Source organism: Massilia sp. DWR3-1-1, from assembly GCF_049898325.1.
Lineage (GTDB): Bacteria > Pseudomonadota > Gammaproteobacteria > Burkholderiales > Burkholderiaceae_D > JAFCUW01.
Genome location: NZ_JAFCXL010000020.1, coordinates 56627 through 70055, shown reverse-complemented (window position 1 = coordinate 70055; position 13429 = coordinate 56627). Strand labels below are relative to the sequence as shown.

Sequence of the window (13429 nt, the reverse complement as noted above, 5' to 3'; positions counted from 1 at the left end):
AGGGGGACCGGGTAGTCCCACTGCCAGCCTTGCCAGTGTAGTCGGCGCGCCAATATCGCACAGTGCGCCAGCGCACCAAGCGGCGGTGCTGCCTGGACTTCGCGGTATGATGGCCGCCATCGCCGCTCCCCACCCCAGGACCCCATGACCCTGCCGATTCGCTTTGCCTTGCTGGCGCTGCTGGGCGGCGCCGCCGCCGCCGTCGCCGCCGCCGTACCCGCCGCATCGGCCGCATCGGCCGTACCCGCCGCATCGGCCGCATCGGCCGCGCCCGCCGACCTGGTCTACCGCAACGGCCGCGTCGCCACCGTCGATGCCGGCGACAGCGTGCGCGAGGCGCTGGCCGTGCGCGCCGGGCGCATCGTCTACGTGGGCGCGAACGCGGGCGCGCTGGCGCTGGTGGGCAAGACGACCCGCGTCATCGACCTGCAAGGGCGCATGCTCATGCCCGGCCTGATCGACGCCCACATGCACCCGCAATCGGGCGGCAGCCGCCTGCTCAATTGCAGTCTCGATTACGCCAGCTTGACGGTGGCGCAGTTCCAGGCCCGTATCCAGGCCTGCGCGGCGCGCGACCGCGCCAAACACATCGCTGCCACGCGGCCGCTGCTGGTGGTGAACTGGTTCGAGCAAGGCATGCTGCCCGACGGCGTGAACACCAGCAAGGCGCTGCTCGACGCTGTGGTGACGGATCGTCCCCTGATCGTGCGCTCCTCGTTTGGCCACTCGGCGCTGCTCAATTCGCGCGCGCTGGCGCTGGCCGGCATCGGCCGCGACACGCCCGACCCGGCCGGCGGCAAGATCGTGCGCGATGGCGCGGGCGACGCCACCGGCCTGCTCGAAGACGCCGCCCAGGACGCGGCGATGGCGCTGGTGCCGCCGCTCGACGTGGCGGAAAATCTGGCCGCCTCGAAGGTGGCGCTGGCCGCCATGGGGCGCCAGGGCATCACCAGTTTTCTCGATGCCTGGACCGACCCTGAAACGCTGACCGCGTTCGCCACCCTGCAGCGCCAGGGCCGGCTGAGCGCACGCGCCCACTTCGCCGTGCTGATCGACCTGAAGGACGCCAGCCGGCCCGACGCCACCCCGCGCAGCGCCGTGGCCGACCTGCTGGCGCAGCAGGCGCAATTCGACCAGGGACCGACGGTGGTGGCGCCGTCGATGCAGCTGCGCCATGCCAAGCTGTTCATGGATGGCGTGATCGCCGCGCCCGCCCTGACGGGGGCCATGCTCGAGCCCTACCTGGCCAACCGCGGCACGCCTGAGCAGCCGCGCTGGGAAAGCACGGCCGACGCCGGCCCGCCCACGTATTTTTCGCCGGACCTGCTGGCCGCCACCCTGGCTGAACTGGCCCGCGCCAACATCGATGCGCACATCCACGCCGACGGCGACCGCGCCGTGCGCGCCTCGCTCGACGCCATCGCGACGCTACGTGCGGGCGCGCCGGGCAAGGCGATGCGCGCGGCCATCGCGCATGCGGAGATCGTTGCCCCGGCCGACTATCCCCGCTTCGCCGCACTCGACGTGACGCCCGTGCTGTCGTTCCAGTGGGCCAAGCCGGCGCCGGACACGGTGGGCGCCCTGCAGGGCTACCTGGGGCCGCTGCGCTACGCCAGCGTGGAGCCGCAGGCGGTGCTGGCGCAGGCGGGCGCGCGGCTGGCATTCGGCAGCGACTGGCCGGTCGATCCGCTCGACCCGTGGTTCGCGCTGAAGGTGGGGGTCACGCGCACGGGCGCGGGGGACGCCGGCGCCGCGTATGCCGGCCGGCTGACGGCGCAGCCGGGCCTGGAGCGCGTCGCCGCCCTGCGCGCCATCACCATCGACGCCGCTTACACGCTGCGCCAGGAAGCGCTCACGGGTTCCCTCGAAGTGGGCAAGCTGGCCGATCTGATCGTGCTCGACCGCGATTACTTCACCATCGAGGCGGCCGACATCGCCCGCATCAAGGTATTGCAGACGGTGGTGGGCGGCAAGGTGGTCTACCAGTCGCCCGCCTGGCACCCCGCCGCCGGTCCCGTCCTCACAGGGCGACGCGCACGCTGAGCGAGACCAGCCGCGGCGCCCCCGGCGCAAAGAAGGTCAACTGGCGCACTGCGCTGTTGTTAGTGGCAAACGGCCGCGCGACGAAATTGCCGGCGCCGTCGAAGGCGGTCGGCCCCAGTTGCGCCGCCGTGTTGTAGCGGGTGTCGAACAGGTTGTTGACCTGGGCCAGCACCTGCCAGCGGGGGCTCACTTGCCAGCGCGCGCCCACGCTGGCGACCAGGTAGCCGGCGCTGGCGCCCGGCCCCAGGTAGACCACGCCGTCGCTGTGGTGGGCGCCGTTCTCGTTGCCGCGCGCCAGGCTGGAAGAGGTGGCCACCAGGCCCCCGTTCAGGCTCAAAGCGCTGTTGACGGCGTACTCGGCCGACAGTTTGAACAGGTGGCGCGGCGTGAGCGGGATGCGGTCGCCCGCATGGACGGCGATGACGCCATCGACGCCCCGTACGCCGGCCAGCGCGGCCTCGTTGCTGCTGTTGCTGCTGCCGTTGACGATTTCGCCGCTCTGGAACGTGGCGTCGAGCCAGGTGTAGTGGGCGTCCAGCCTGAGCGCGCCCACGCTGGTATCGACACCGAGTTCCAGGCCGCGGCGGCGGGTCTTGCCGAAGTTCTTGAAGTAGCCGAAGCCGGCCTGGTTGTCGGCCACGAACAGGATGTCGTCGCGGTTGATGGCGTTGAACAGGCCCGCGCTCCACTGCAGCGCACGGGCGTCGCCGGGCCAGCCGCCGCGCAGCCCCAGTTCGAGCGTGCGCGTGACCACCTGGTGCAGGGGCGGATCGCCCGCCATCGCGTTGGGCAGCTTGCACGGCTGCTCCGGGTTGGCGCAACCGAGTTCGATGGAAGTGGGCGCGCGGCTGCTTTCGCTCAGCGAAGCGTAAGCGCCCAGGGTGGGGCGCGCATTCCACACCAGCCCCAGCGCGGGATTGAAGCGGGCGAAGCGGTGCTCGCCCGACAGCGAGGCCGGATCGCCGGCCGCGTGGATGCGGTCGCGGTTGTCGATGGTGCTGCGGTTGTAGCGGCCCGACAGCGTCAGGTGCCACTGGCGCCGCCACGACAGGGTGTCGCTGGCGTACACGCTGGCGGTGCGCACGCGCCCGGCCAGGTCGACCCGGGTGTCGTAGGGTTCGCCGTCGACATCGCCGCCCGTGACCCCGTCGCCATACGCGTTCACGCCGGTGATGCTGCGGTCGGGATTGAGATAGCCGAGCTGCGAGGATTGCGTGAAATCGAGGCGGCTCGCGTCGTAGCCGGCGCCGGCCACCAGCGCATTGCGGTAAGCCTCGCCCGTAGTTTGCCAGCTGAACTGCCCGGTCAGGCCGTAATTGCGCTGGCTGCTGCTGCTGCGGTTGATGACGCCGTTGCATTTTTCGGCCGGTTCGTCGCGCAGCAGCACCTGGCCCAGGCAGCGCCAGTAGGGAAACGGCGTGTTGGCCGCGTTGGCGCCGCTGGCGGGATAGCCGCTGTAGCCGGCCGCCAGCAGGGCGGCCCGTTCGGCGGCGCTGGGCTGGTAGACCGACTGGTCGAGCGCGCCCTCGTTGACGTCGCCGTTGTAAGTGGCTGTGCGCAGGCGCCGGTACCAGGCGTTGGCGGACACTTGCAGGCGCTCGTCGACGCGATGGCTCGCTGCCAGGCTGATCAGGCTGGCGCGGTTGTCGGTGACATCGGGCCTGGTGTAGACGCTGGCGCGCTCGCGCGCCAATAGCTGCTGCTCCTGCAGGCCGTTGCCGGTCAGGGTATTGTCCGCATGCGAGACGGAGACGGTCACGCTGGTGGCGCGGTCCTGCCAGCCCAGCTTGCCGAACAACTGGGCCACGGCGGACGGCGAATCGTCGCGCCAGCCGTCTTCCTTGAAGCGGTTGGCGGTGACGAACCAGTGCAGGCCCTGGGCGTTGGCGCCGCCGTGCTCGACTTCGACGGCGCGGCGGTGGTGGCTGCCGATGCTCGCCTGCAGCGCGCTGCCCGGATGGTGCAGGCCGTCGCGCGTTTGCACGGCCAGCGCGCCACCGAGCGTATTGAGGCCGAACAGGGGGTTCGAGCCGGGCATCAGCGCCACCGAGGCGATTGCCGCGCGCGGGATCAGATCCCAGCTGACGACGTCGCCGAAGGGCTGGTTCACGCGCACGCCATCGAGGTAGACGGAGATGCCCTGGGCGCTGCCGAGCAAGGCAGAGGCGGTGTAGCCGCGGTAGCTGACGTCCATCTGGAACGGGTTGCCTTGCATCTCGTTGACGTGCACGCTGCCCAGGCGGCGGTTGAGAAAGTCGCCCAGTTCGAGCGCGCCGCTGGCGGCGATGTCGGCCGCGCTGGCGCGCTGCACGGGCGCGGCGATCTCGTTGCGCGCCTGGCCGACGCCGGGCACGGGCGTGACGCCGATGATTTCAACGCGGGCGACGGGAGCGGAAGGATCGACGCCGGCCACTTGCGCGATGCCGTCCTGGGCCGACGCCGGCGGCGCCAGCAAGGGCAGGGCGGCCAGCACGGCGCCGCTCAGACGGTTGAACCTGTAGCGTGCGCTGACGCTGCCTGCTGGTGGCTGTTTCATGGTGTCCCTGGTTGTCGGTTTTTTTCCAGTATAGGGTCGCCGCGGCCGGTCCACGGCGGGTAGTTCTCACCGCGATACCGGGAAATCTTCCCGGGAAATCGTAGGCACGCATCTTGCTCAAGTTATGCTCAATTGATCGCTGACTGGATAGGGGAGCAATGCATGGATCTGCGGCGACAACTGCTGACACGGCTGGGCGCCTGCCTGCTGGTATTGATGCTGGTGACGGTGGCGATCAACCTGTCGTCGCTGCGCGGCGACGCGGCACAGGAGGTGCGCGCGTCCGAGCGGCTGGCCCTGGCCCTGCTCGAAGCGGGCCGCGCCGGCGAGGGCGAGGGTGAACGCGAAGCAGCAAGCCGGCTGGCCGCCATCATCGACGGCGCTGCGCTGCGCCACATCCGCATCAGCGTCGACGGCGCCGCCGGCGTGGCGCCGGCCGGCCTGGGCGCGCGCCTGGCGGACCTGCTGGGATTGACGGCGGGCGACGGGCAAGTGGTGCGCCTGGGCGGGCAGATGCTGCGCATTGCGCCCAATCCCGCCTCGGAAATCGACGAGCGCCTGGGCGATGTTGTTCGACTTTGGAGCACCCTGCTGTTCTTTTCTGGAGCAACCCTGGCGCTGGCCTGGTGGGCGGCCGACCGCGCGCTGGCGCCCGTGCGCTCGCTCGAGGCGGGGCTGCAGCGGCTGGCCGACGGCGAGCCGGACGCCGCCTTGCCGCCGTTTTCCCTGCGCGAATTTGCCCGCGTGGCGGCCGCCATCGACCGCCTCGCCGCCGCCCTGGCCGAAGCGCAGCAAGGGCAGCGGCGCCTGGCGCACCAGTTGATCCGCGTGCAGGAAGACGAACGGCGCACGCTGGCGATGGAATTGCACGATGAAATGGGGCAGAGCCTCACCGCCATCAGCGTGACGGCGGCCTACCTGGGCCGCCATGGCGCCGCCCTCGATGGCGCGCGCGTCAAAGAGTGTGCGGCCGACTTGCGGCGCGACGTGCGCGCCTGCTCCGAACAGTTGCGCGCGATGCTGTCGCGGCTGCGCCCGCACGGACTGGAAGGAACCGGCTTGCTGCCGGCGCTGCGCGAGCTGCTGGGCAGCTGGCAGCAGCGCGATTGCGGCATCGCCTTCACGGCCAGCCTGCCGCCCGATCTGCCGCCGCTGGACAAGGAACTGGGCCTGGTGCTGTACCGGGTGGTGCAGGAAGGGCTGACCAACGTGGTGCGCCACAGCGGCGCCCGCCATTGTCAGCTCAGTGTGACGCTGGCCGGCGGCGTGCTGACGGCCGCGCTAGTCGACGATGGCTGCGGCCTGGGCGACGGCGCCGCCCACGGCTGTGGCCTGATCGGCATGGCCGAGCGCCTGCGCATGGTGGGCGGCCAGTTGCGCCTGGCAAGCGGCGGCGCGGGGGGCGTGCGCTTGCAGGCCTGCCTGCCGCTGGCCGCGCTCAGGGAGGCGGCATGAACCGTATCCGGATCTTGCTGGTCGACGACCACGCCGTGGTGCGCAATGGCTACCGCCGCCTGCTCGACGCCGAACCCGACCTGCTGGTGGTGGGCGAGGCGGCGCGCGCCGACGAGGCCAACGAGGTGATGCTGCGCTGCCAGCCGGACGTCGCCGTGGTCGACCTGAGCCTGCGCGGCAGCAGCGGCTTCGAGGCCATCCGCGGCATGCTGGCCCGGCGTGCCGAGCTCAAGGTGCTGGTGCTGTCGATGCACGAAGAGGCCGGCCACATCACCCAGGCGCTGCGCTGCGGCGCGCTGGGTTATCTGAGCAAGCACTGCGAGCCGGACGAGGTGATCGACGCCATTCGCAGGGTGGCCGGCGGCAAGCGCGTGTTCTCGGCCGAAATCGCCCAGATCATCGCCTGCCAGGCGGCCGCCGGCGACGGCGCCTTTGACCACCTGACACCGCGCGAGTTCGAAGTGCTGCGCATGCTGGTGCGGGGCGAATCGTCGCAGGCGATCGCCAGCTCGATGCAGTTGAGTCCGAAAACCATCCTCAATTACCTCTCGCTGATCCGCCAGAAGCTCGGCGTCGACAACGATTTCAAGTTGCTGCACCTGGCGGCCCGCCACGGCCTGCTCACGCTCGATCCGGCCGCCTGCGCCTGAGTGGTGAGCACTGAGCAAAGGTCAGTGCGCCATCGCCTCGTTGAAGGTGGTGAAAAAGCCGTGGTAATTGCCGCTCGCCTCGGCATTGCGCAGTGGCTTGACCCGTTCGACGAGGATTTCGCCATGCTCGGGCCCGTGCGCGATGAGGGCCATGACTTCGCTGATGAAGTCCGCCAGCGGCATGGCGCGGGGGTCGCTCGCCTGCTGCTCGCCCATCAATTCGGTTTGCACGTACGGTGGCGCCAGTTCCAGCACTTCCACGCTGGTCGACTTGAGCTGGTGGCGCAGCGCCATGGTGTAGGCGTGGATGGCGGCCTTGGTGGCGCTGTAGGTCGGGGTGGCCGCCAGCGGCAGGAAGGCCAGGCCCGAGGACACGGTGATGACGGTCGCGCGCGGCTGCGCCAGCAACTGCGGCAGCAGGGCGTCGTTCAGGCGGATCGGGCCCAGCAGGTTGGTGGCGATGGTGTGCTCGGCCGTGTCGAGGCCGCCTTCGATCAGTTTTTCCGGGCGCATGATGCCGGCATTGTGGATCACTACATTGAGCCGCGGAAAGCGGGCGAGCAGGGCTGCGGCGAAGGGCGCGATCGAGGCGCCGTCCTCGATATCGAGCACGGCGGCGTGCATGCCGGGATTGGCGGCGAGCACGGTGTCGAGGGCGTCCTGGCGGCGGCCGGCGATGATGACGTCGTTGCCGGCGCGCTGAAACGCTTCGGCCAGGGCGCGGCCAATGCCGGAGCCGCCGCCGGTGATGAGGATGGTGTTGTCGCTGATGTGCATGGTGACTTGCTCCGTTGTTGAAGTGATGCGGCGATGGTAAGCTCCTTGCGCACCAAAGGGAAGTAGGCACCCGAAAGTGCTGTACTAACCAGGGAGATACCATGAAACACAATGATCGCACGGCGCCCGCCGTCCCGCTCGACCCTGCACTGGAACAACTGGTGCGCGAACTGATCGGCCCGGTGGCCGACAAGTGGACCATGGTGGCGCTCGAAGTACTGGAGCAGGAAGGGCGGCTGCGCTTCACCCGGCTGGGCGAACTGATGGGTGGCATCAGCCAGAAAATGCTGACCAAGACCTTGCGCCAGATGGAGGCCGATGGCCTGGTCGAGCGCACCGTGTACGCGGTGGTGCCGCCGAAGGTCGACTACGAGCTGACGGCGCTGGGGCGTAGCCTGGGCGCGGCGTTTTGCGGCGTGTGGGAATGGGCCGAGGCCAACCGCGCCGCGATCGGCGCGGCGCGGGCCGCCTTCGCCGCGCGGACGCAGCGAGCGTGACCGCCCGCGTCAGTCCGGCGGCGCCGGCCAGCGCATGGGATTGAAGCGGACGCCGTTTTTTTCCATCATGGGCCCGGTGGGCACGAAGCCCAGCCGCAGGTAGGCGGGCACGGCGTAGTTGGAGGCATTGACGGTGAACGGCGGCGCGCTGCCTGCCGCGATGGTGGCCATGCGGGCGCAGTCCCACAAGCGGCGCGCCAGGCCGCGCCCCTGCCACGGGGTGCCGACAAACAGGTGAAACAGGTGGCTGCCCTCGCGCATGCCGACAAAACCGGCAATGGCGCCGTCGTCCTCGGCCACGTGATAGGCAAAGCCCCGTTCGAGATGGCGGGCGATGGCCTCGGCGTCGTTGTCGCGCAAGAAAGTGGCGGCCGCTTCAGGGCGCATGTCGTGGACGATAAACGTGAGCGCCAGCGTGTGCAGCAACTGCGCTACGGGCACCACGTCGGCGCCGAGCATGGGGCGGATCAGCATAAAGGTCGCTCGCCGCTGGTCAGGCGCCTGATGTGGGCTTGGGCAATCCATGGGTCGGTCTCCGCGAAGGATGAAGTGAGTGCATTTTAGGACTTTGGAGCCCGCCTTGGGCGACGCCGATGCGCTCGCGCCTGGCCCGACGAAGTTTTTGGCGCTTTCATCGTGACCGTGAAAGCGCCAAGTTTTTTTCGCATGCCCTGCATCCGAAGCCATCTCCGCCGTGTAGTACTTCAGTACGCTCCCGCCAGACCGGCGCCAGCGACGCTTTCCGTGCCGTGATGTCGGCCGCGCCCCAGGGCCGGTCATGACCACGTGCCCCACCGCCCCCTTGACCCGGGGCCACAGAAGCACTACCGAAGAGGCCCAGACCATGCAAAACTTTCCATTCAGTAAACTCGCACTTGCTTCCGCCCTGACCCTCAGCCTGGCTGCATGCGGCGGCGACAGCAATAACGTGGGTACGCCAGTGACGCCCGTGCCGGTTCCCGTGCCCGTGCCGGTACTCAGCGCCGGCGACCTTGCCGTGCTGACCGTGAGCAACAAGCTGCTGACCTTCGACCGCGCCAGCCCCGGCACCATCCGCACCAGCGTGAGCGTGACGGGCCTGCAGGCGGGCGAGAACCTGCTGGGCATCGATTTCCGGCCGGCCGATGGCTTGTTGTATGGCGTGGGCAGCACGGGCCGCATCTACACCATCGACAGCGGCACCGGGGTCGCCACCGTCAAGGCCAGCCTGGCGGCCGACCCCACCGACACCACGGCGCCGTTCGCGGGCCTGGCGGGAACCGACTACGGCGTCGATTTCAACCCCGTGGCCGACCGCCTGCGCATCGTCAGCAACAGCGGCCAGAGCCTGCGCATCAATGTCGACACGGGCGCCACCACCACCGACGGCAACATCAATGGCGGCGCCGCCACCAGCGCCATCCATGGCGCCGCCTACACCAACAGCTTCGCCGGCACCGCCAGCACCACGCTGTATGTGATCGACGCCGTCAACAGCACCCTGTATACGCAAAATCCACCGAATAACGGCACCCTGGCCAGCCCCGTGGCGCTGGGCGTGACGGCCACCAGCGTGGCCGGCTTCGACATCGACGCCGTCAGCAACACCGGCTACGCCGTCATGACCGTGGACGGCGCGCGCAATCTGTACACCATCAACCTGGCCGCCACCAGCGCGCCGGCCACCCTGGTTGGCGTCGTCGGCGCCACCGAGGCGTTGCGCGGCCTGGCCGTGCGCACGCCCGCCGCAGCGCTGGTCTACGGCTTGACCGACGAGGGCCGCATCGTCGGCTTCCGCCCGGCCACGCCCACCACCTTGCTCAGCAACGTCGCCATCAGCGGCCTGGGCACGGGTGAAAAGCTGCTGGGCTTCGACGTGCGGCCCAAGGACGGCATGCTGTACGGCCTGACCAGCACCAGCCGGCTGGTGACGATCGATCCGCTGACGGGCGCCACCACCTTCAAGGCCACGCTGGCGGCCGATCCGGCCGACACCAGCGCCCCCTACATGGCCGTGGCCGGCAGTGCCTTCGCCGTCGACTTCAATCCCGTGGCGGACCGCTTGCGGGTGATCGGCAACACGGGCCAGAGCCTGCGCATCAATGTCGACACGGGCGCCGTCACCACCGATGGCACGCTCAATCGCCCGGGCGCCGTCAACGCCCCCAACGTGACGGCCGCCGCCAACAGCAACAGCTTCGCCAACAGCGCGGCGACCATGCTGTATGACCTCGACCTCGACGTATTGAGCAATACCGCCGCACTTTCCCTGCAAAATCCGCCCAACGACGGCACCCTGACCACGATCGGGTCCCTGGGCGCGGTGGTGGCGGGCGACGTCGGCTTCGACATCGCCGGTGGCGCCAACGGCCTGGCACTGGCAGCGCTGCGCGCCACGGCCACGGGCCCGAGCGCCCTGTACCGGATCGACCTGGCCACGGGCGCGGCCGTGCTGGTGAACGGCGCCGCCACGCCGGCGAGCTCGGTAATCGGCAACGGCCAGCTGGGCCTGATCGACCTGGCCATCGTGCTCAAGTAAGGTCTCGGCCGCCTGGGCCCCTTGCATGGGGCCGGGCGGCGCCGGCCGCCTGCTGCCCTGCGCCAGGGGCGTCGCACCGTCGACGCCCCTGGCGTTTTTGTTGGCGCCGGCCGCCTCTGCGTTACACTGCCGGCTCATTCGCGCTGCCATCACGCTGCAAGCGCGCGTGATCGCACACCACATTTATAGAGAGCACCCAGCCATGACCGATGCCGTCGAGCTGCGCGCGGGCGCCTTGCGCTGCCTGCTCGAAACCGATCCCCCCGCAAAAATGGCCGCCATCGGCGCCCTCGCGGCCGCCCTGGCGGCGGGCGCCGTCACGGTCGACGCCGGCGCCAGCATCGCCATGCAGGGCGCGCACGCCGACGCCATCCCCGGCCGCCCGGCGCGTCCGCAACTGGTGGCGCCGCGCCTGGTGGGGCGGCGCTCGATGGTCACCGTCGAGGGGCGCGCCATGCTGGTCCACGCGCTCGCGCACATCGAATTTAACGCCGTCAACCTGGCGCTCGACGCCGTCGCCCGCTTCGGCGCCATGCCCGAAGCGTATTACCGCGACTGGTTGGGCGTGGCCGCCGAGGAAGCGGGCCACTACGCCATGCTGGTGGCGCACTTGCAGGTGCTGGGCCACGCCTACGGCGACTTTCCCGCCCACGACAGCCTGTGGGAGATGGTCGCCAAGACCAATGACGACGTGATGGCGCGCATGGCGCTGGTGCCGCGCACGCTCGAGGCGCGCGGGCTCGATGCCATTCCGCCGCTGCGCGCCAAGCTGGCCCAGGGCGGCGACCTGGCCGCCGCCGCCATCCTCGACATCATCCTGCGCGACGAAGTCGGCCATGTCGAAATCGGCAACCACTGGTATGGTGCGCTGTGCGAGGCGCGCGGCCTGGACCGGGCCGCCACCTACGCCGTCCTGACGGTGCGCTACGATGCGCCCGTGCTGCGCGGGCCGTTCAACCTGGAAGCGCGCCGCCGCGCGGGCTTTGGCGAGGCCGAACTGGCGGCGCTGCAGGCCGCGGCGACGGCGCGACATATTTCAATATAATCAAGGATTCGACATGCAATATCGTCAATGGGGTAGCCGCTTTGTGCTGGGACTGGTCATTCTGTGCAGCACCAGCGCGGTCTGCGCCGAGGGCCACCTGGTCATCGCCGGCGGCGCCTTGCGCGCCGACAACGCCGTGGTGTGGGAGCGCATCGTCCGCCTGGCCGGCGGCAAGGGCGCCCGCATCGCCGTCATCCCCGCCGCGGCCGGCAATCCGGGCCGCTCCGGCGCCAGCTGGGTACGCACCCTCAACGAGTACGGGGCGCAGGCCTTCCTGCTGCCGCTGTCGCCGAAATTGCCGGGCGACGTGCGCAAGGCGGCCAACGACAGCGCGCTGGTGGCGCAGATCGATGGCGCCGGCGGCGTGTATTTTCTCGGTGGCGACCAGGCCCGCATCGTCGCCACCTTGCGCAACCCGGACGGCGCCAATTCGGCCGTGCTCGACGCCATCTGGCGCCTGTACCGGCGCGGCGGGGTGATTGCCGGCACCAGCGCGGGTGCGGCCGTGATGAGTTCGACCATGTTCGACAATGCCCCGTCCGTGCTGGAGGTCCTGCAGCGCGGGGTGGCCGACGGCGGCGTGATGGCGCCTGGCCTGGGGTTTATCGGCAATGACGTGTTTGTCGACCAGCACCTGCTGGTGCGGGGCCGCTTCGCCCGCATGCTGCCGCTGATGCTGCGCCAGCAGTACCGGCGCGGCATCGGCATCGATGAAAACACGGCGCTGGTGGTGGGGCCGGGGCGCGAGGCCGAGGTGATCGGCTACAAGGGCGTGATCGTGCTGGAAACGGACGCGGCGCAGGTCGATGCCAGCGTGCCCGGCTTTAACGTCAGCAACGCCAGCATCAGCTACCTCGACCATGGCGACCGCATCAACCTGGCCACGGGCGTGCTGACCCCGTCCGCCGACAAGATCGGCGGCAAGGTCGATCCCGCCGCGCCCGAATACCGCACAGCGCTGGTCGCCGCCGATATCCTGGGCAACACCACCGTCGTCGACCTGATGTCGCGCCTGATCGACAGCGACCAGCCGGCCGCCATCGGGCTGGCCTTCGCGGGACCGGGCGCGCCCGCCGGCGCCCCCGGCTTCGAGTTTCGGTTCAGCCGCGCGCCCGCCAGCAGTGGCTATGTGTCGGCCAGTTCCGAGGCGGTTTCCGTCTACCGCCTGCGCCTGGACGTGCGGCCGGTGGCCTTGCAGTGGCCCGCCTACCAGCCCTACCAGGGGCCAGTGCGCGCGCAATGAGGGGGGCGCGGGCGCGGCGCGGCGGCGCCTGCCCCCCGCGCACGCCACGGGCGGGGCAGGTGTGTCTTCAATTCAATTCGTGTTACAGTACAGCCATTGTGTGGTCCGCCTTGCGAGGCCAGAATGACAACACAACCCTTCGGCCAAAACTCTGCCCGTTTGTTTGAACACCGACCTGCCGGTCGAACTGATGCAGAGTTTCCCATGAACGCTCCCTCTCTCACCACCGCCAGTGCCGCAACGTCCGCCGATAGCGCGGTGGTCGTCCCGAACCGCCGCGTGCTCGTCATCGACGACAACGCCGACGCCGCCGACACCCTGGTGGCGATCCTGTCACTGCTGGGCCACGACGCCGTCGCCGCCCACAACGGCGCCGATGGTCTGCGCGCTGCCGAGCGCCAGCGGCCCGATGTGGTGTTTCTCGACATCGGCATGCCCGGCATGAACGGCTTCGAGGTGGCCGTCGCCATGCGCCAGATCGCCGGCCTGGCCGCGGTGCGCATCGTCGCCCTGACCGCCTGGCGCGACGACGCCACCCGCGCGCGCGCAAAGAGCGCCGGTTTCGACCTGCACCTGACCAAGCCCACCTCGATCGAAGTGATCGAAGAGATCATCGTCGACGCCTGATCGCCCGGCGCGCCGCGCCGCGCCAGTCGCACTCTTCG

General features: G+C 69.9%; 11 protein-coding genes. 8 read left to right on the top strand and 3 right to left on the bottom strand.

Annotation, left to right across the window (positions count from 1 at the left end):
- The first annotated feature begins 144 nt into the window (after nucleotides 1-144).
- Entirely contained in the window at nucleotides 145-2043 is a 1899-nt protein-coding gene (locus tag ACP7EY_RS19205; protein WP_426196444.1) for an amidohydrolase, read from the top strand.
- Here ACP7EY_RS19205 and ACP7EY_RS19200 read toward each other — a convergent pair.
- Nucleotides 2021-4579 (bottom strand): TonB-dependent receptor, encoded by a 2559-nt coding sequence (locus ACP7EY_RS19200; protein ID WP_426196442.1) that lies wholly within the window; start codon nucleotides 4577-4579, stop codon nucleotides 2021-2023. The genes ACP7EY_RS19205 and ACP7EY_RS19200 overlap by 23 nt on opposite strands.
- Before the next feature lie 162 nt (nucleotides 4580-4741).
- On the opposite strand from ACP7EY_RS19200, the gene ACP7EY_RS19195 reads away from it, so the two are divergent.
- Both ACP7EY_RS19195 and ACP7EY_RS19190 read left to right on the top strand, forming a co-directional pair.
- Nucleotides 4742-6034 (top strand): sensor histidine kinase, encoded by a 1293-nt coding sequence (locus tag ACP7EY_RS19195; RefSeq protein WP_426196440.1) that lies wholly within the window; start codon nucleotides 4742-4744, stop codon nucleotides 6032-6034.
- On the top strand, nucleotides 6031-6684 hold the full coding sequence (locus ACP7EY_RS19190; RefSeq protein ID WP_426196438.1) for a response regulator: 654 nt from the start codon (nucleotides 6031-6033) through the stop codon (nucleotides 6682-6684). The genes ACP7EY_RS19195 and ACP7EY_RS19190 overlap by 4 nt, the downstream gene beginning before the upstream one ends.
- 21 nt (nucleotides 6685-6705) lie before the next feature.
- Here the strand turns inward: ACP7EY_RS19190 and ACP7EY_RS19185 are convergent, their stop codons facing one another.
- Nucleotides 6706-7461 carry an SDR family oxidoreductase gene (locus ACP7EY_RS19185; RefSeq protein ID WP_426196437.1) on the bottom strand — a complete coding sequence of 252 codons (756 nt, stop codon included), beginning with the start codon at nucleotides 7459-7461 and terminating at the stop codon, nucleotides 6706-6708.
- A 101-nt stretch (nucleotides 7462-7562) separates the two neighbouring features.
- On the opposite strand from ACP7EY_RS19185, the gene ACP7EY_RS19180 reads away from it, so the two are divergent.
- On the top strand, nucleotides 7563-7958 hold the full coding sequence (locus tag ACP7EY_RS19180) for a winged helix-turn-helix transcriptional regulator (protein WP_426196435.1): 396 nt from the start codon (nucleotides 7563-7565) through the stop codon (nucleotides 7956-7958).
- 9 nt (nucleotides 7959-7967) lie between these two features.
- Here the strand turns inward: ACP7EY_RS19180 and ACP7EY_RS19175 are convergent, their stop codons facing one another.
- Nucleotides 7968-8432, bottom strand: a complete 465-nt coding sequence (locus tag ACP7EY_RS19175; RefSeq protein ID WP_426196433.1) for a GNAT family N-acetyltransferase — start codon at nucleotides 8430-8432, stop codon at nucleotides 7968-7970.
- A gap of 370 nt (nucleotides 8433-8802) precedes the next feature.
- Here ACP7EY_RS19175 and ACP7EY_RS19170 point away from each other — a divergent pair, with 370 nt between their 5' ends.
- The 4 genes from ACP7EY_RS19170 (at nucleotide 8803) to ACP7EY_RS19155 (ending at nucleotide 13391) form a co-directional block, all read left to right on the top strand.
- Nucleotides 8803-10476 carry a DUF4394 domain-containing protein gene (locus tag ACP7EY_RS19170; protein WP_426196431.1) on the top strand — a complete coding sequence of 558 codons (1674 nt, stop codon included), beginning with the start codon at nucleotides 8803-8805 and terminating at the stop codon, nucleotides 10474-10476.
- Between the two features lie 202 nt (nucleotides 10477-10678).
- On the top strand, nucleotides 10679-11521 hold the full coding sequence (locus ACP7EY_RS19165) for a ferritin-like domain-containing protein (protein WP_426196430.1): 843 nt from the start codon (nucleotides 10679-10681) through the stop codon (nucleotides 11519-11521).
- A gap of 13 nt (nucleotides 11522-11534) precedes the next feature.
- A complete protein-coding gene (locus ACP7EY_RS19160; protein ID WP_426196428.1) occupies nucleotides 11535-12764 on the top strand; it encodes a cyanophycinase in 1230 nt (409 codons plus the stop codon).
- A 204-nt stretch (nucleotides 12765-12968) separates the two neighbouring features.
- Nucleotides 12969-13391, top strand: coding sequence for a response regulator (locus tag ACP7EY_RS19155; protein WP_426196427.1), 423 nt, complete (start codon nucleotides 12969-12971; stop codon nucleotides 13389-13391).
- Nucleotides 13392-13429 lie beyond the last annotated feature (38 nt).